The organism is Salmonirosea aquatica (genome assembly GCF_009296315.1).
In the GTDB taxonomy this organism is placed as follows: Bacteria; Bacteroidota; Bacteroidia; order Cytophagales; family Spirosomataceae; genus Salmonirosea; species Salmonirosea aquatica.
Map to the genome: position 1 here is coordinate 205,602 of NZ_WHLY01000004.1, position 17,985 is coordinate 223,586.

A 17,985-nucleotide genomic window follows, 5' to 3' on the forward strand; every position below is an offset into this window, starting at 1 on the left:
GAATCAGTAGCTTTTTTTAAGAATGAGAACAACATTCACATATTTAATAATCTGTTTCTTTTTTGCCTTCTGGGCAAAAGCAGATGCTTTTACTCATTTCATCACAAGGGACGGCGATCAGCTGAAGGATGGAGAAAAAGTATTCAGATTTATTTCGGTAAACACGCCCAATATTAACGGTCATTACGATGGTTATAAAAACACGAATCCCGCGAGTGGCTACGTGTATGACCCTATTGAACTTTCCTACGAAATGGAAGCCCATTTTAAGGATATGACTCAAATGGGCGTCACCGTAATCAGAACGTGGGGAATTACGGTTGCTGATGGCTCGGGCGAATTTGAAGCTTTGGTTACTGGCCCTGACTCATACAATGAAACTGCATTCAGGCGCATCGATAAGATGCTGGAATTATGTAACAAGTACCAGATCAGGGTAATCCTCTGCCTGGTAAAAGAAAATAAATATTGGGGGTCCACTGCCTCTTTTAGCAAACTCTACGGAGGTGGGGACTACTATGCTTCACCAGCCGTTAAAGACGGTTTTAAGGATTTGTTACGGGTATTTACAAATCGAAAAAATCACTTTACGGGAGTAAGCTATAAAAACGATAAGGCAATCCTTGCCTGGGAATTCGGCAATGAAGTTCCCAACTCAAAAGGAGCTTGGATCGCTGAAATGGCCGACTTCCTAAAAGGCATCGACCCAAAACATCTGATAGCCGATCCCCGCCGGGCAAACGGCGTGCAGCAGATGCAGGAAATTGTGAACGATGTGCTAGTCCGTAGCGATAAAATAGATATTGTAAAAACCCGACAGTACCCCAACTACCGAAATACCGTGACCGAACTATGGAATGAATGCAAAGGGAAACGGCCCATGATAATCGACGAGTTCCAACGATTGGACGGATTTGAAGAGGTACTTCAGCAGGTCTGCAACACGGGTACGAGCGGGGCGTTGCTTTGGAGCCTGATGAAACCGCAGTATAACGGAGGCATAGGTAGTCATGCCCTTTTTCATGCCTATTCCTGGGGAGGCAGCCGCTGGCCCGGATTCGACAGCGGAGATTATTTCAGGGAAAGAGAAAACCTGATGCTTATCAGATCATATGGCTATAAAATCAGAGGGGAGCATGTCCCGCCATTGCCTGCCCCGACCGATGTGCCCTATCTGTACCCGAGCGTACGAAGTGACGCAGTGGCGTTAAAATGGCGGTGTTCTCCCGGAGCCAGATACTATTACGTAGAAAGGTCCGCTTCCTTAAAAGGTCCCTGGCAGAACATCAGCGGGGATTTGGACATTAGCTATCACCTGTACTTTTATCCGCTGTTTACGGATACCAGCGCGGTTCAGGGCAAATCTTATTATTACAGGATAAAAGGGAAAAATGAATCGGGTGTTTCTCCTGCGTCCAATGTACTTGGTCCTGTAACACCAATAACCAGGATGGTGATGGATAACCTGAAAGACTACTCATTGAGCTACTCCCATTCCGAAAACCTTCGGATCAGCGCCGAAACATGGCCTAGGCTTAGACAAACGGAAGAAGATTTTTTCCAGGCAGAAAGAGTTGCCGGAAGTGGTTCAGGAGAACTGGTGTATAGGGCAGACGCTGTAAAATGGGTTGAAGTTTTCGCTTTTAGCGATAAAGTAGATAGTGTTGGTCTAATGTACTCAACGGATGGATCCACTTGGAAAGTGCTGCCTGAAGGAGTATTGGTCAAAAGCCACCGCATGGCCTATCCAAGCCAGATTTCCGGGAATAAGGACAACCCAATCGATAAATATACTTACATGGTCCCGGTGCTGCCGCATGGAACTGTTGCGGTTAAGATCGTGACGGGTAATGCTCAGGCCGAGAACACCTATCCCTGGATCGCGCGGGTTCATATAGGGTTCAATGGATCATTTAATACAAGCAAATAAGCTAAACCGAAAAAATCAGAATTTTCCTTAGACCTTCTAACCTGTCGATTTCTGACCGACTGACATTTCACAATGAAAAAAGTTATCACTGCCACGTTACTGGCGTTATCTACCCTGCAAGTATCAGCCCAGCTTTCCGACGATTATAAAAATCAGTGGAACGACCCCACTGTACAACAACGTATTGATGATGGTATCCGCCAGAATCGAATGGGTGACTTTACGGTTCGATTTACCGATAAGGAGGACAATCCGGTTTCACCCGGGGATGTTACGCTTACCCAAACCCGCCACGATTTTTATTTTGGGGCAAATGGATTCATGGTCAAAGGGTTTAAAAACCCGAAAGAGGACGCGCTGTATGAAGAGCATTTTGCAAAGCTGTTCAATTTCGTCACCATACCCTTTTACTGGCCCGAACTGGAGCCGGAACCAGGACAACTACGTTTTGGGAAAGACAGCCCCTACAGCTACCGCCGGCCCGCTCCTGACGTCGTGATGGAGTTTGCTCGTAAATACAACCTCACTCCCAAAGGCCATACGTTGGTATGGGACAATCCGCGCTGGTCCCTTCCTACCTGGCTTCCAAAGGATGAAAAAATAATGGAGCAGAAAATCAGCAAACGTATCGAGCAGATCGCTCAGCGATATGGTCATGACATTCAGATCTGGGATGTGGTCAATGAAGTGACCGACCGACACTCCGATGTGCTAATGCCTAAGGATTTTGCCTTCAAAACATTCAAGGAGAGTGAACGGCTCTTTCCAAATAGCAATGTGTTCACACTCAATTTTACCACCGGGATCTGGGGACGCAGCAATAAGCGGGAATATAGTGCCGATTATCTGTTGACTGAAAATCTGCTGCTGCGAGATTCTAAAATCAATGCCATCGGAATGCAATTTCATAACTTCAATGAAGCAGAATATGACCGGATTATTGAAGGAAAAGCGATGACCCCGACCACCTTATTTAATACGCTGGATTTGTATGCCGATTTTGATCTGCCTATTCACATTACCGAAATTACCGTTGCGGCTCTGTCAGACAAGGGGCCAGATTACCAGGCTGTAATGACTGAGAATTATTATAAACTCTGGTTTAGCCACCCAAAGGTAGAAGGCATTATCTGGTGGAATCTTGTGGACGGGACAGCCGCCCCCGCCCGTATCAGGCCAGACGGAACTGTGGTACCCGGCGAAGACAAATGGAAAGGCGGGTTATTAAACCGCGATTTTAGCAAAAAGCCGGCATTCGATGTACTCGACAGGCTAATTAATAAGGAATGGCGAACAAACGTAACGGTTTCTCCCAAAAATAATGCGGTGAGCTATCGTGGTTTTTACGGCACGTATAAACTCGTCACCCAGCGAAACGGAAAAAAGTACGAAAAGGAGGTTCATTTCCCCAAAAGCGGTACGCGCGAATTGGTAGTGGTTCTGGATTAAAAAAGTTTAAACGCCGACTGTCCGAATGGTTCAGGCCTTCGGAAAATTAATAAATTCGTATTCATCAGAGGTTTAATTATGAAAATTATTGACATCCGCACCCGCTGCGTGGCCATTCCACTCAATGCCCAACTTCGCCATAATACCGGTGTCCACCCCGGCTACTTCCTGCGTACTATCCTTGAAGTCATCACCGACGAAGGAATTGTTGGCCTGGGCGAAGTTGGCGGGGGTGACCAACGGGGCGCTTTGCAGAAATTGAAGCCACGCATTGTAGGTGAAGATCCCTTTCATCTCGAGAAAATCAAATTGAAGGTGCTGCGGAGTATTTACTACATGTCGAATGCCCGACTTTATGCAGCCATAGAAATGGCTTGCCTTGATATTCAGGGCAAAGTGTTAAACCGCCCCATGAGTGACTTACTGGGCGGGCGCGTGCGTGACGAAGTGCCGTTTATTGCCTATTTGTTCTGGCGCTATGACCGCCCCGGTGGAGGTGGTACGACATCCCGGCACGATGAAACAGCGGAAGATTTGGCTGATTTCTGCGTAGAACTGCACGAAACGCTGGGGGTAAAGTCCATGAAACTAAAAGCTGGTGTGAAGGCACCGAGAGAAGAAGTGCGCGTTTTGGAACTTTGCCGCGAGAAACTGGGCGAAGATTTTGGCCTGCGTATCGACCCGAACGGGCTTTGGTCGGTACAGACTGCCGTGCAAATGGGCCATCGGCTGGAACACCTCAATCTCGAATATTTTGAAGACCCCTCTTGGGGGCTGGAAGGAAACGCCGCCGTCCGTAAACAGATACGGATTCCGGTTGCCACGAATATGTACCCCGCCAGATTTGACGACCTGGCTCCAGCCATTCGGATGGGATCGGTGGATATTGTGCTGACCGACCTTCACTACTGGGAAGGGCCGCGTGGGGTGAAAGACCTGGCAGCCGTTTGCAATACCTTCAATCTGGGGGTAGCCATGCATTCCGGAGCCGAATTTGGTATTGAATTAGCTGCTATGATTCATACCGCGTCAACAATTCCACAAATGAATTTTGCGGGCGATGCGCACTACCATTACCTGACCGACGACATCATACAAGGTGGTCTGATGAAGTACGAAAACGGCTGTATCAAAGTCCCCTTGGGACCTGGTTTAGGGGTCTCGCTGGATGAAGACAAGATGAAGCACTACGAAAAATACTACGAAGAAAAAGGGGATTACTACGCCCGTTTTCACCAGGACCCCTACCGGCCAGACTGGTATCCGACGGTAGGGGGGATGTAAAAAAAATTAGCTTCCTATTATGCTGTATTTTCTGATTCGCTGCGTATGGGTACTGTTAATATTCGACAGTATGGGCTGTGCGGCCCAGACAGACGGATTTGTACGGGTAAGTAAGACCAACCCAAGGTACCTGGAGCTTTCCGGCAAAACTTTTATTCCGGTAGGGCCCAATATTTGCTTCGCCCGATCGGTCACTGATGCTGACAGTCTGCTGAGCTATTACGACCATTATTTCGGCCGGCTTGCAGAGAATGGTGGGAATTTTACGCGTATCTGGTTAAGTACCCCGATTCTCGAAATCGAAAAACAGCAACCCGGCAGGTTCGATCAAAAAACCGAAGCGTTGGTTGATGGACTGGTAAAACTGGCGGAAAAACATGGCATACGTATCAAATTTTGTCTGGAACATTTTCGAAAAATCACCGGTGCGCCAGCTCCTTTTCCGTCGTCAGTCCCTTTTGACAAGCCAGTGTATGCCCGTGTGCTTTCTTCAATGGATGAATTTTACCGTACCGAAAAAGGCAGACAACTTTACCTGAATCGCGTGGCTTTTTTCGCTGAAAAGTACCGCGATAATCCTACCATCTTTGGTTGGGAATTATGGAATGAACAGAATTCGGTAAGTGTCAATGATAAAACCTTGTTGTTGGACTGGACCACCGGGATGCTCGATAAAGTGAAGCAACAGTTCCCCAACCAATTCGTGATGCAAACGCTAGGGAGCTTCGATTCGCCCAAACAGCTCGATTTATACCGGAGCTACTCGGCATTGCGTGGTAACGAAATCGCTCAGGCACACCGCTATCTGGATCAAGGCGCAACACTGCCCATCTGCCAGGCGCCGATGGATGAGTTAACCAGCGATGCAGTCAATACCCTATTGGCCTTTGCTCCGGCAAAACCTGTTCTGTTATCGGAAGTTGGCGCCGTAGAACCTCATCACGCGGGTCCGTTTAAGCTTTACCCGAATGATACCGAGGGCATTTTACTACATGACCTGTTGTTTGCCCCCTTCTTTTCGGGTGCTGCCGGGCCGGGCCAAAGCTGGCACTGGGATTTCTACATCGAGAAAAATAATCTCTGGGGGCATTTTGCCCGATTTAATGAAGCCATCAAAGGTTTTGACCCAGTAGCTCAGAATGCCATTCCACTTCGTAAATCAGAAGAAAACAATTTAAAAATCTATGGTTTACGAGGTGAAAAAACGGTGCTGCTATGGATAAGGGATGGAGCATCTGACTGGAAGAGCGAACTGGTGGAAAACCGGCCACCTGCTGTCATTTCGGGGCGAATTATAAAACCGGGCCTTCCCCAGCCCAAGCAGCTTTCTTTTTATGATCCGTGGAGAGGAGTCTGGACGAAAGGCGCTTCGAACGAGGCCATTTCGCTACCTGCCTTCACCCGATCAATCATCGTAAAAATGGACTACTAATGGTGGCAAAAAAAGCATTGGTTACAGGAGCCTCTAGCGGTATCGGGAAAGCCATCGCCTTGCGTCTGGCTGAGGATGGTTATGAGGTAGTGGTGCATTTTCATGAGAAACGCGACGAAGCTGAGGCGGTTGCCGAAGCGATTCGCCAAAAAGGTGTGCTGGCTCATCTATTACAGGCTGATCTCTCTGAAACAGCACAAGCCATTCGGCTTGGTGAGCAGGCCTGGGATGTAGCGGGTGGGCTTGACGTCTTGGTAAACAACGCGGGCATATCGTTTAAAAAACACTTTCTGAACGTAACAGAGACTGATTTTGAACAGTTTGCCGGCGTCAACTTCCGAGGCACTACCTTCCTGACTCAGTCCATCGCCCGTAACATGGTAAAACATAAGGTAGCTGGCAGTATCTGGACCGTTACGTCGGTAAACGGTATCCGGCCGGGACTTGGGCTGTCGCTTTACGGAGCCACAAAAGGTGCGCTGGAAACGCTCATGAAAGGGGTCGCCATGGAGTTAGGACCACACAACATTCGGGTCAATACATTGGCGGTGGGGGCTGTTCGGACCGACATCAACCGAGGGGTCTGGGAAAACCCGGTGCTGCTTCAGGAAGTGAACAATGGTATTCCCGCTGGTCGCCTGGGTATGCCGGAAGAAATCGCCAATGTACTCGTCGATATGATCGCATCAGGAAGCTATATGACCGGTTCGACCATTACCATAGACGGTGGATTACTGCTGATGCGTGGATATGGGAAATTGAAACCCTACGGGGACTCTTAACCGTGATCACTTCATCAGTACATGTTCAATAATCCTAATCAAATAGCATTAGTCACAAACCCAGCTTAAATCACTTGTTAGCCTTGACAAAAAGCATAAGAAATACACCAGGTATAGCCGCGCTTCTCTTATTAGCGAATATAACCTTTGCCCAGACTGACTCGATCATTACAAAACTCTGGCAACCCTACCGCATTACACCCCGGACCGGAATGCAGCATATCGACCTGTCGGGCAGCGGGTGGACGCTGGGGCATACCAACCAACCGGTTCAGACAACAAGTGATATTGCCAAAATCGAGGATGTATTCTTAACCAGCATTCCCAACTCTGTGCAATGGTCGTATTTCAAGGCAGGGAAGCTACCACATCCTTATTATCATCTTAATTCGCTGCAATACACGTTCACGGACGAAAAGGTATGGTATTATCAGAAAGACTTCCCGATGCCGGCCAGGAAATCTTCCGATCTGGTTTTTCTCTGTTTCGATGGCGTGGACTATTTTTCAAAGGTCTGGGTAAATGACTCACTCATAGGTGCCCACGAGGGTATGTTTGGCGGACCAATCGTTGAAATTAGTCGGTTTCTCAAAGCTAAAAATAAATTAGTTGTTGAAGTGAAAGCCGCCAACTGGGGTAACAAAGCCACCTCCCTGGAAGATCTGCCCCGCACGGCTTCGGGCGAGCGGGACTATTCCAAACGCAGAGGGTACAATCCTCGGGCCAGTGGGCCTATCGTCAAGCCCTGGGTTATTTCGGGAGGGAGTGGAGGCGAGCCTTTTTTCAGCGTGGGGATGTGGCAGGGTGTGCGGCTGGAAGTTGTTCCGGAATTTCATCTGGAACGCCCCTATCTGACAACCCAAACCGTTGCCGGCAATGAAGCAAAACTTCATTTGTCTTGTGAGGTATTCGCTAAAACGCATTCCCTGCAAAAGAGCCTCCACTCCTGGAAAAATACGCAAATCAACCACCCCAGTGCCAAGGGAACCGTGTATAAGCCTGTAGAGGAAAAGCTTACTGTACTGGTTGAGATAAGGCCTAAATCCGGGTCTGCGATAACCGCAAGTCTGGCACCTGTACTGATGAAAGAATATCCCCTTAATTTATTTGAGGGGCAAAACTGGCTCGAACAAGATCTTACGGTACCCAATCCTAAACTTTGGAACCCAAATGGTCTGGGCGAAGCAAATCGGTACGAAATCAAACTGACGTTGAAAAAAGATGGGCAATCTATTGACCAGATGGCTTTCGACTACGGTATCCGTACCATTGAGCGGGTACCCACGGCGGGGCCCCGAACCTTCGACCGCTGGGAGGATTGGCAATTTGTGGTCAACGGACAGAAGATTTTCGTTAAAGGGATGAACTTCATGCCGCAGGATATCTTGCTTGATCTACCTCGCGAACGCTACCGCTGGACGCTGGAGGCCGCTAAGAAAATGGGTGTACAACTCATTCGCATATGGGGAGGGGGATTGCTAGAAACTGATCATTTTTACGATCTCTGCAATGAACTGGGCATCATGGTCTGGCAGGATTTCCCGGTTGGTAATCAGGATACGCCTGACTACCCACAGGATATCTGGGAAGCTGAAGTGGTGCAGAACATCGTCCGCCTCCGCAATCACCCTTCTCTGGCAGTATGGTGCGGGGGTAACGAATTCAACCCCTATTCAACGGGCAATGCAGCCACTTTGGGCATCCTCGAACGAAACCTCGACATTTTCGACAAATCGCGCTTTTACGTTCGAACTACCCCCGACGACGGTTCCATGCACGCCTACCCCGATATGGACCCAACCTGGTATAACCGCAGCTACAAGTACGAGGCATGGGTCTCGGAAACGGGTATGCACTCTATGCCCGAAGCAAGCGTGTTTCGCGAGACCGTTGATAACAAAGAATTTTTTGATCTGGGAAAGATGTGGGAACAGGATTTTTCCCGAACCCACCCGGAATTTATCCACCATTTTACCGAATACGGCCCGGCCCGCGTACCCCGGATGCTGAGCCGTGCGTCGCATATTATCGATGTAACAAATCCTGACATCGATGCCATCACTGAAGCCACCCAGGTGGGAGCCGGGGAATTTTATCAGATATTTTCCGAAAAAATGCAGGGTAACTACCCTGTAACGGCGGGTCTGATGCCCTGGGTATTCAAGCGACACTGGCCCGTTATTGCCATTCAGCTGATGGACTGGTTCGGGCAGGCGGCTGCGCCTTATTACTTTTTAAAACGGACCTACGAACCCACCCACGTAGCAATTGACCTACCGCGCCTGCTCTGGAAAAAGGGAGAGAAAATTCCCTTGAACCTTAAAATTACGCACGCCCTGCCGACTAATCTGAACGGTAAGGCGACCGTTTCGGTGTATGATGACGGGTTCAGGAAAGTTTACGAAAAGCAGATTACAGTGAGCCAGAATGCTACCAGCCGAGCTACTGTGACACCCCTTCTCACTGGGGGCGACTTCCAGATTCCCGTTGATTACGAGAACCGTTTCGTCTTCCTCGTGGCTGAGTACCGTGATACAGCGGGCAGACTGGTTTCACGTTCCTTTTACTATCCGCGCGTTCTGTCTATGATGGCCGACCCGGTTTTTTACAAAAAATACCTGGACGAACCCATCGACTGGGTTACGCTGGAAAAAGGGCCCTTCTTACAACCTACCGTGGCCAAAACTGCGACAGCATTGAGCCTGAAAGTTATTGACAACCAGCTTATTTCCAATGACCGAAGCCAGATCTCGGTTCGTGTTGTGAATACGGGAAAAGTACCCGCTTTTATGACTCAAATCGACATTACTGGTACGAAACGGGCTTTTACTGCTAATGACAGCTACACCTGGCTGGCAGCAGGCGAGAGCTGCGATATTATGTTGGATGTACTTTGGCGTGAACCCGAAAACAAGGGTAACGCCAGGGTTAAAGTCTGGGCATGGAACGCCCCCAATATTGAAACTAAATTGTAATTGAAACTTCGGCACTCCGCACCGATCAGGGAGCCGATATATTCCCTTAATATAACCAAGGTATGATTGAAACCCCGAAACCTGCTACTATAAATCAGCCCGTAACCCGCTATAAATGGGAGTTGTTGGCCCTGCTCTGGTTGGCTTTTTTTCTCAACCAGGCCGACCGGCAGATTTTCAGCGTCGTGCTGCCCCTCATCCGCGATGACCTGGGCTTTACCGATGCCCAGCTGGGCCTGATTGCCTCGGCTTTAATCTGGACCTACGGACTGTTGGTACCTATTGCAGGTTTCATAGGTGACCGATTCTCGCGCCGCAATATTGTCGCTTACTGTCTCTTATTCTGGTCTGTTGCCACTTTATTCACGGGTCTGTGCAGTACACTGGTACAATTCATTTTGTTGCGAGGCGTGGCCACAGGAGGCGGGGAGGCTTTCTACGCGCCTTCTGCCAATGCTTTGATTGGCGAAAATTACCCCAAAAACCGGGCCTTTGCGCTTTCCATTCATCAAACTGCCGTGTATTTTGGAATCATCATGAGCGGCCTGATCGCGGGCTACATCGGTGAGAACTACGGCTGGCAAAACGCTTTCTTTCTCTTCGGAAGCCTGGGCGTGGTGTTGTCAATAGTCGTCTTCCTGCGCATTCCGAAGGACAATCCACTCCTTCTGACGGCCAAAGAATCGCCCAGCGGCGCGGAACTGTGGGCCACCACGAAAATCATCCTCCGTAAGCCCACGGTAGTAATGCTCACGCTGGGTTTCGGATGCATGGTATTTGTCAACGTGGGGTTCCTCACCTGGATGCCTACGTTTCTAGTGGATAAATTCGGGCTGACTTTGACCGAAGCGGGATTTTCATCGCTTTTCTATCACCATGTCGGCGCTTTCCTCGGAGTCCTGTGGGGCGCCAGGTTGTCGGATCGCTACGCTACCCGGAACCCCAAAAGCCGATTGGTTGTCCAGAGCCTCGGGCTGCTGATCGGCGCTCCCTTTATTTATTTGATGAGCGTGAGCGCTACGCAGGCCGTGACATATTTTGCCCTGTTCCTTTTTGGCGTTTTCCGGGGCTGGTACGATTCCAATATTGTCGCCTCGCTCTACGAGGTAGTCTCCCCCAAAATTCGCGCGTCGGCCTATGGCCTGGTGTTGGCCTGCGCTTTTCTTATTGGAGCGACATCCCCCTACATACTTGGCGTGCTCAAACCCACATTGGGGCTTTCGGCTGGCCTGGCCAGTTTGTCGGTGATGTATGTACTCGGTGCGGCATGCATTGGAGCCGGAGCATGGTTTTTCTTCGACCGGGATAAGGAGACCGGTACCGCATGAAAGCAAAACTGCTACATGTAAACAACGGATATAATAGGTATTGATTTATTTAATTGATTATAAACTATTTAAAAAAAGAATAACATGAGTGTGGATCAGTATAAGAAAGAGGTCGGATTGATGAATCTGGAGAATTTGATCGAAGAGCGTGAAGGCATTTCCGGCACCACGTTCCCCATCCCCGGCAAAGAATTACTACAGCGTTTTGAACAGCTCTACACCGGAGCCGTCAATGATGTACTGCGTGAATTTTGTCTGCTGAATCAGGCATTGCCTGGTCATATTCTGCCGTTGCGCGAGTACAGGACCGTGGCTGGTTTTGCCTTTACCGTTAAAAGTGCGTCGAATGCCCTGATTCGGGGCGAAATGGAATTTCGCACCCAGATGCTCGAAGAAATGCACGAAGATGCGTTTGTAGTTTGGGACACTACCAATGACAGTAAAGCTACGCTCTGGGGTGGCGTAATGACGGCCACCGCCAAAGGCAAGAAAGTGAAAGCAGCATGCATTGACGGGGGCATCCGCGATACCCACCAGATTCTGGAGGCTGATTTTCCGTTGTTTTACAAGTATCGTATTTCGAACGGAAGTTTGGGTCGCTGCCTGATTACCCATTTTCAGGTCACGATTCAGGTGGGCGACGTAACCATTAAGCCTGGCGACGTTGTGTTGGGCGATATTGACGGTGTGCTGGTAGTTCCGCGTGAAATCGCATATGATGTATTGATGCGAGCCGAAGAAATTATCGCTAACGAAAAGATTATTTTCGGATGGGTTCAAGACGGGCAATCTATTAAAGAAATCACCGAAAAAGGCGGGTACTTCTGATTGCCTTACTCCCACGATATCCGGTTAATTACCGGCACTTTATTTCAGCCTGACTAAGGGTATACCCTGCCTGATGCATTACCTTATTGAGCTGTATTTCTGTTTATAGGGTGCTTCGTCAGGCAGGGCAATTGCGATTTATATCACCAAAAAATACAATAGCTCGGTCCAACCGGTTGAACCGGAAAAAACATCTGATTGACAGGACGGCAGACCGTTTGGGCTGACTCATATTGGCCACAAATATTCCATTCCGGGTCTTGTTCGCATCTATTGTCGGCCAGAGGTCAGCGCCAGAGAAGATTTATAAAGTGCGTTTTTGAAGTACATGTGCACGAACAGCCGTTTAGCGAAAAGTACTACGTGGTCAGCCAGCTTAATTTGCAACCATATATACAATTTCTTCTTCCAATGGTATCCTCAGAAGTACTTAAAAAAGCTTTATTATTTGTCCTGCTCATTTTCGGTTTTGAGGCGATCGCTCAAAAGGATTACACTGGTTTCGTGAGAGCAGTTTATAACGGGAAAGAAAGCACGGCCCTGAGCATTTATGACACTAGCCCAGAAAGTCCTGACGGTAAATACATTTGTTTCATTAGGTACCCCGCTATTGCACAAGGCGGGCATCTAGCCCCTCCCGTACGGGCAGAAGTAATGCTAAAAAATAGACAAACTGACGTTGTCATAAAGATTAAAGATATATCATGCAACAACCATAATGGGGCTAATGCACTTTGGATCAATGACTCTCTTATTGCATTTCAGGAGAGCTACTTTAAGGATTTTGAAATATATGATGTGAATTCCCGCACATCCGTATTCGGAAAAATTGCCGGAGAGTTAGGCCATAAATCGTTCGGAAATGTCCTTTTTTATTCCAAATGTAATGCCAGACTTTTGATACCCGACCCATCACGTACTCCGTATGATTTGGAGGAGGAAGGTATCTATGTCTTTGATTGCCTTTCGGGAAAAAGTACTCAGATTATTCAGCAATCAGAAGTTGTCACTGCTTTCATGAAGCAAAATGAAAAGGTCTCGGATTTTGAAACCAAAATCTTACATCTCGAGCCAAACGTTTTGAATGATAAAATCATGTTTGATTACCGCTATCGGAGTGACTCGAAGGATAGTTGGCATGAGCTCCATGGAATCGTCTCGGCAGATGGGAGCAACCCAACGTGGATCAAGGTACGACCTATGCACGTGGTCTGGTTTGACACTACCAGTATGTTTGGGGTAGATACTGAAGATCAAGAAAATAGGATATTCCGTTATGATCTGAATGGCAAAAAAAAGGAATTGCTGGGAGGGACCTCCACCCACGTGGGAGTGTCACCAGACAAAAAATGGTACATTGGGGAAAGTGCTTTTTATAGACCTGAGGCGGATGGTTTTACCAGAGTATATTTATACAAACGAGGTGAAACTCGACCTTATGCACTATTGGCGCAATGGAAGAATGCAAAAATAACATGGGAATGGGTAGCGCATGTAAACCCATCTTTTTCATTTGATGGCAAACGTGCCTATTTCATCAGGGCGATTGATGAAAAGGATAAATTCGAATCCGTTAGCATTCAACTTCCAGAATTTGAATAACATATTGGTTGGTGTAATCGAGGTCCTCGTTAAAGTGGATACAGTTAACGAATTCTAATAGAGGCAGAAGAATCAATCGCACAAAAGCGCTCTAATTCGCCCGGTAGGGTATAATCAAAAAAAGTACAAAATCCGTCGGCATTGGCCGACCGAACGGCTTGGCTGTCAGCTTATCGAGTCGCCTTCGGTGCGTATAGGTAAGCGCATCAAGGTGTGGTTTCGGTACATGGACACGTTTGGCCCCCGGTCCTCAACAATGAGTTGGCCAAGCAGGCCAAAGGTCTGATTCTATCGCGATGAGAATTCAATGGATCCTCCGAGTCCAGACGCTTTTCGTATGGACAATTCTCAACGGCCGTATTTAATCCAAATCTTATCAAACACTACACATAGGTAGGTCCAGCGGTACAAACCAGCGCATCATAAGCCCCGACTTCCCTGTACATAATTTCGATGGATTCTGGGGAAGTAATATCTACCAGGACATCGGGGGGGCGCCCACATTCGTACCAAATGTTCCATCAGGCATGAATCGTCCATAAAATCAGCATGTTACGAGACTAGTAAAGAAACCGTTCGTTTTCTTTACTAAATTAAAGTTTAACAGATTGAATGCTTTTGAATCTTTTTTCTGGGCAATAAACTCGGTCAAACATTCAAAGTAAACCTTCAGCCATTTCAAGTTGGGTAATTTTACCTGCAGAATTGGCTTGATGGAACATTCCGTACGGATGTTGGCCACTCCCCGTTAGCCGGTCGAGCTTGGCGATCAGCAGCACGGCTCCCTCGGCCTTGCAGCGGGAGATGGCCCGCATCAGCTCGGGACGGTCATTGCGCTTGCCTGACTTGACGTCGGTGTACTCGCTGACGATCTGCCCGTGGCCGGCCCCTTGGGCATTTTTTCGAAATATTTTTGAGCATGAACCCAGGCCATTATAAAGCGGATAATCCGCATAAGCTGGGCAGTCTGGCGATCGGAGTACAATCTTTCAAACAGATAAGAGCTCCCTCCTGATGTGTTCACAAATGAACACAAACTGTCCGATAATGAACAATAGTACCGCCCCCAACGGGCGATTCCAGCATGGAATTGCCCGTTGGGTTGATGGCAAAGTATTTTCTATACGGAAATAGAAGAAACCCGAAGACAATCTACTTAACCCTTACCCCTTGACTTATGCGACGGAGTGATCTGGGCGAATTTGAAGAAGTAGTTTTACTGGCCGTGGCTGTACGCTCACCGCAGGCTTACTCGGTGGTTATCGCCGAAGAGCTCGAACGGGAGACGGGACAGACAGTCAGTACCGGGGCGGTACATGCGGCCCTGCAACGGTTAGAAACCAAAGGCTACCTCATCTCCCAGTTGGGGGAGCCCACCCCCGAACGCGGAGGACGGCGTAAGCGCTTGTTTACCGTCACCGCGCTGGGTGGACGCATCCTGAGCGAGGTGCGGCAGGTCCGTACCCGCCTTTGGGACCGGATTGTGCCACAGATCATATTGGAATGGAACTAGCTCATATCCCCAATGGCCCCAACCCAACCTGACCGTCCCCAGAGTTCTACTCCCCCACCCTGGCTCGACAAGCTGCTGATGTGGGTGGTGGCACCCCACCTGCGGGAAGAAGTGCTGGGCGACCTGCACGAACGTTACCATCGCCGCGCCCGGCGGCTGGGTGAGCTTCATGCGCGGCATACGTACTGGCGTGAGGTAGTGGCTTACCTGCGCCCCGCATTCATCAAACGCAAACCAAGTGAATATCCCCAACCCTTTTTTCTACATCCTGATATGCTACGCAACTATTTCAAGATCGCCTTACGTAACCTCGCCCGCAACAAGGGCTACTCTTTCATCAACATCAGCGGCCTGGCCGTGGGTATGGCGGTGGCAATGCTCATTGGACTTTGGGTCTACGACGAACTGACGTACGACCATTACCATAAAAACCACGATCGCATTGCGCAGGTATGGCAGAGCCGCACTAGCAATGGCGAAATCAACACGCTCATCACCGTGCCCAGGCCGCTGGAAATGTCGCTGCGCAATGAGTATGCCGACTATTTCCAGCATATCGTAATGAGTAGCTGGACACTGCGCGGAGTGGTGGCTTACGGCAATAAGCGCTTGGTGAAAGAAGGCAACTATATGCAACCTGCCGCTCCCGAGATGCTGAGTCTGGAAATTCTGGCGGGCCTAAAGGAAGGCTTGCAGGAAATCAACTCGATCATGCTGGCGGCTTCCACGGCGAAGGGGCTTTTTGGCGATGAAGATCCGATTGGTAAGATTGTAAGGTTTGACAACAAGCATGAGCTGAAAGTGACGAGCGTTTTCGCCGATATTCCAGCCAGCGATTCTTTCCACGAAACTACCTTTATCATTCCCTGGGAGCATCTGGTGGCCAATACCGACTGGATCAGGAATGCAGTTGACCAATGGGGAAACAATTCGTTTCGGCTATTCGTGCAGCTTGCCGATAATGCGACGATGTCAGAAGTAAGTGCCAAAATAAAGGATATAAAATTAAAGGCCAACCCCGAGATCGCTGAACAAAACCCGCAGTTCCTCCTGCTGCCGATGAACGACTGGCATCTGAGATCCACATTCGAGAACGGTGTGCAGGCAGGTGGAGGAATCGAAAACGTCTGGCTGTTTGGCATCATCGGGGCGTTTGTCCTGTTGCTGGCTTGCATCAATTTTATGAATCTCAACACGGCCCGTTCCGAGAAACGGGCGCGGGAAGTCGGCATCCGCAAGTCGGTGGGGTCAGTGCGTTCGCAGTTGGTGAGCCAGTTCCTGAGCGAATCCTTCCTGGTGGTCGGACTTGCCTTTATGGTCGCCATGCTGCTGGTACTACTTTTGATTCCCGCTTTCAATACTTTGGCGGACAAACAAATTACTTTTCCCTGGGAAAATCTTTATTTCTGGGGTATTTCCTTGTTCTTCATTGTTGTCACGGCGATGCTGTCCGGCAGCTACCCGGCTTTGTACCTCTCCTCTTTCCAGCCCGTTAAAGTCTTGAAGGGTACTTTTAGAGTAGGTCGCTACGCTGCTTTACCCCGCAAGGTACTGGTCGTGCTGCAATTCACGGTGTCGGTGGCTTTGATTATTGGCACGTTGACGGTTTTCCGGCAAATCCAGTTCACCAAAAACCGTCCCATCGGCTACGACCGCGCCGGACTGGTGCAAATTCCGCTGACCGAGGGCGCATTCGACGGCAAATATGCTTTCATCCGTAACGAGCTGATTAATTCTGGGGCTGTCATAGAAATGTCCGCCACCAGCAACCCGACGACGGAGGTGTACTACGGTCGGGGCGGCTTCAAGTGGGCAGGCATGCCCGAGGATTTTCAGGCCAGTTTCGCCTGGATCTGGGTTTCCCCCGATTATGTAAAATCGCTTGGTATGAAAATTATCACGGGCCGGGACTTTTCGCCGGATTTCCCATCCGATTCCAGCGCGGTACTTTTGAACAAAACAGCCGTGGAATACATGGGCCTGAAAGACCCGGTTGGCACGGTGCTCCGGGATAGTGATGAACAAGACCCCGGCAAAGGGATGAAGGTGATCGGCGTGGTGGACGACATGGTGATGGACTCTCCCTACGAATCGGTTAAGCCTACCGTGTATGATTTCAACCCGGGACCCGTCCGTTTTTATCACCTCCGGCTAGCCCCTAACCAAAGTGCCAACAAGAGTATCGCCACCGTCGAAGGAGTTTTTAAGAAAAACTTTCCCGATCTGCCCTTTGAGTACAAGTTTGTAGATGACGAGTACGCCGCTAAGTTTTCGTCCGAAGAGCGCATCGGTAAGCTCGCCGGCGTCTTCACCGGACTGGCAATTCTGATCAGCTGCCTGGGTTTGTTTGGCCTGGCCTCTTACGTAGCCGAGCAGCGCACCAAGGAGATCGGCGTCCGAAAGGTACTAGGTGCCAGTGTCGCCAGTTTATGGCGGCTGATGTCAAGGGATTTCGTGCTGCTGGTTCTTATCGCCCTGCTGATCGCCGTCCCGCTGGCGGTGTATTTCTTGGACGGCTGGCTACAAAATTACACCTATCGTACGGAACTTTCGTGGTGGATTTTCGCGGCGGCAGGTGCCGGGGCATTGGTATTAACGCTGCTGACCGTCAGCTTCCAGGCAATAAAAGCCGCACTGGTAGACCCGGTGAAGAGTCTGAGAAGCGAGTAAGCAGAAAGCGGTGTCTGCCCCCGGGACCAATACCGGGCTAATATGAACCGCTGGAAATATCTAAGTGGAGCCTGAGAGCTTTTAATGGCTGGCACTCTATTGGAATGGTATTCCTATACCCCCCAAGGAAAAGTCCAATACCCCACTGATACTTCAGCCCCCACCCCAACCTATCAACTCCTTTTAGTAGCA

The 17,985-nt window shown here is 49.2% G+C and carries 12 protein-coding genes; 11 read left to right on the top strand and 1 reads right to left on the bottom strand.

Annotated elements, in window-relative coordinates; all coding sequences use genetic code 11:
• The first annotated feature begins 22 nt into the window (after window positions 1-22).
• The 9 genes from GBK04_RS29580 to GBK04_RS29620 all read left to right on the top strand — a co-directional run bounded on the left by GBK04_RS29580 (window position 23) and on the right by GBK04_RS29620 (window position 13,610).
• Window positions 23-1,930 (top strand): hypothetical protein, encoded by a 1,908-nt coding sequence (locus GBK04_RS29580; RefSeq protein ID WP_152766792.1) that lies wholly within the window; start codon window positions 23-25, stop codon window positions 1,928-1,930.
• A gap of 72 nt (window positions 1,931-2,002) precedes the next feature.
• Complete coding sequence (locus GBK04_RS29585) at window positions 2,003-3,379, top strand: endo-1,4-beta-xylanase (RefSeq protein WP_152766794.1); 1,377 nt, start codon at window positions 2,003-2,005, stop codon at window positions 3,377-3,379.
• A 78-nt stretch (window positions 3,380-3,457) separates the two neighbouring features.
• Window positions 3,458-4,663 carry an enolase C-terminal domain-like protein gene (locus GBK04_RS29590; protein ID WP_152766795.1) on the top strand — a complete coding sequence of 402 codons (1,206 nt, stop codon included), beginning with the start codon at window positions 3,458-3,460 and terminating at the stop codon, window positions 4,661-4,663.
• 19 nt (window positions 4,664-4,682) lie between these two features.
• Window positions 4,683-6,095: a glycoside hydrolase 5 family protein gene (locus GBK04_RS29595; protein WP_152766797.1), complete on the top strand. Its 1,413-nt coding sequence runs from the start codon at window positions 4,683-4,685 to the stop codon at window positions 6,093-6,095.
• Entirely contained in the window at window positions 6,095-6,877 is a 783-nt protein-coding gene (locus GBK04_RS29600) for an SDR family NAD(P)-dependent oxidoreductase (RefSeq protein ID WP_152766799.1), read from the top strand. The genes GBK04_RS29595 and GBK04_RS29600 overlap by 1 nt, the downstream gene beginning before the upstream one ends.
• Before the next feature lie 83 nt (window positions 6,878-6,960).
• Window positions 6,961-9,852, top strand: a complete 2,892-nt coding sequence (locus tag GBK04_RS29605) for a glycoside hydrolase family 2 protein (protein WP_373331555.1) — start codon at window positions 6,961-6,963, stop codon at window positions 9,850-9,852.
• A gap of 62 nt (window positions 9,853-9,914) precedes the next feature.
• Complete coding sequence (locus GBK04_RS29610; RefSeq protein ID WP_152766801.1) at window positions 9,915-11,180, top strand: spinster family MFS transporter; 1,266 nt, start codon at window positions 9,915-9,917, stop codon at window positions 11,178-11,180.
• A gap of 84 nt (window positions 11,181-11,264) precedes the next feature.
• Window positions 11,265-12,008, top strand: a complete 744-nt coding sequence (locus GBK04_RS29615; protein WP_152766803.1) for an RraA family protein — start codon at window positions 11,265-11,267, stop codon at window positions 12,006-12,008.
• A gap of 411 nt (window positions 12,009-12,419) precedes the next feature.
• On the top strand, window positions 12,420-13,610 hold the full coding sequence (locus GBK04_RS29620; RefSeq protein ID WP_152766804.1) for a TolB-like translocation protein: 1,191 nt from the start codon (window positions 12,420-12,422) through the stop codon (window positions 13,608-13,610).
• Between the two features lie 656 nt (window positions 13,611-14,266).
• Here GBK04_RS29620 and GBK04_RS29630 read toward each other — a convergent pair.
• On the bottom strand, window positions 14,267-14,596 hold the full coding sequence (locus tag GBK04_RS29630) for a recombinase family protein (RefSeq protein WP_373331574.1): 330 nt from the start codon (window positions 14,594-14,596) through the stop codon (window positions 14,267-14,269).
• Between the two features lie 191 nt (window positions 14,597-14,787).
• Between GBK04_RS29630 and GBK04_RS29635 the strand changes: the two genes are divergently transcribed.
• Window positions 14,788-15,123, top strand: a complete 336-nt coding sequence (locus GBK04_RS29635) for a PadR family transcriptional regulator (protein ID WP_152766808.1) — start codon at window positions 14,788-14,790, stop codon at window positions 15,121-15,123.
• Between the two features lie 12 nt (window positions 15,124-15,135).
• Window positions 15,136-17,793, top strand: coding sequence for an ABC transporter permease (locus GBK04_RS29640; protein WP_373331556.1), 2,658 nt, complete (start codon window positions 15,136-15,138; stop codon window positions 17,791-17,793).
• Window positions 17,794-17,985: the final 192 nt, after the last annotated feature.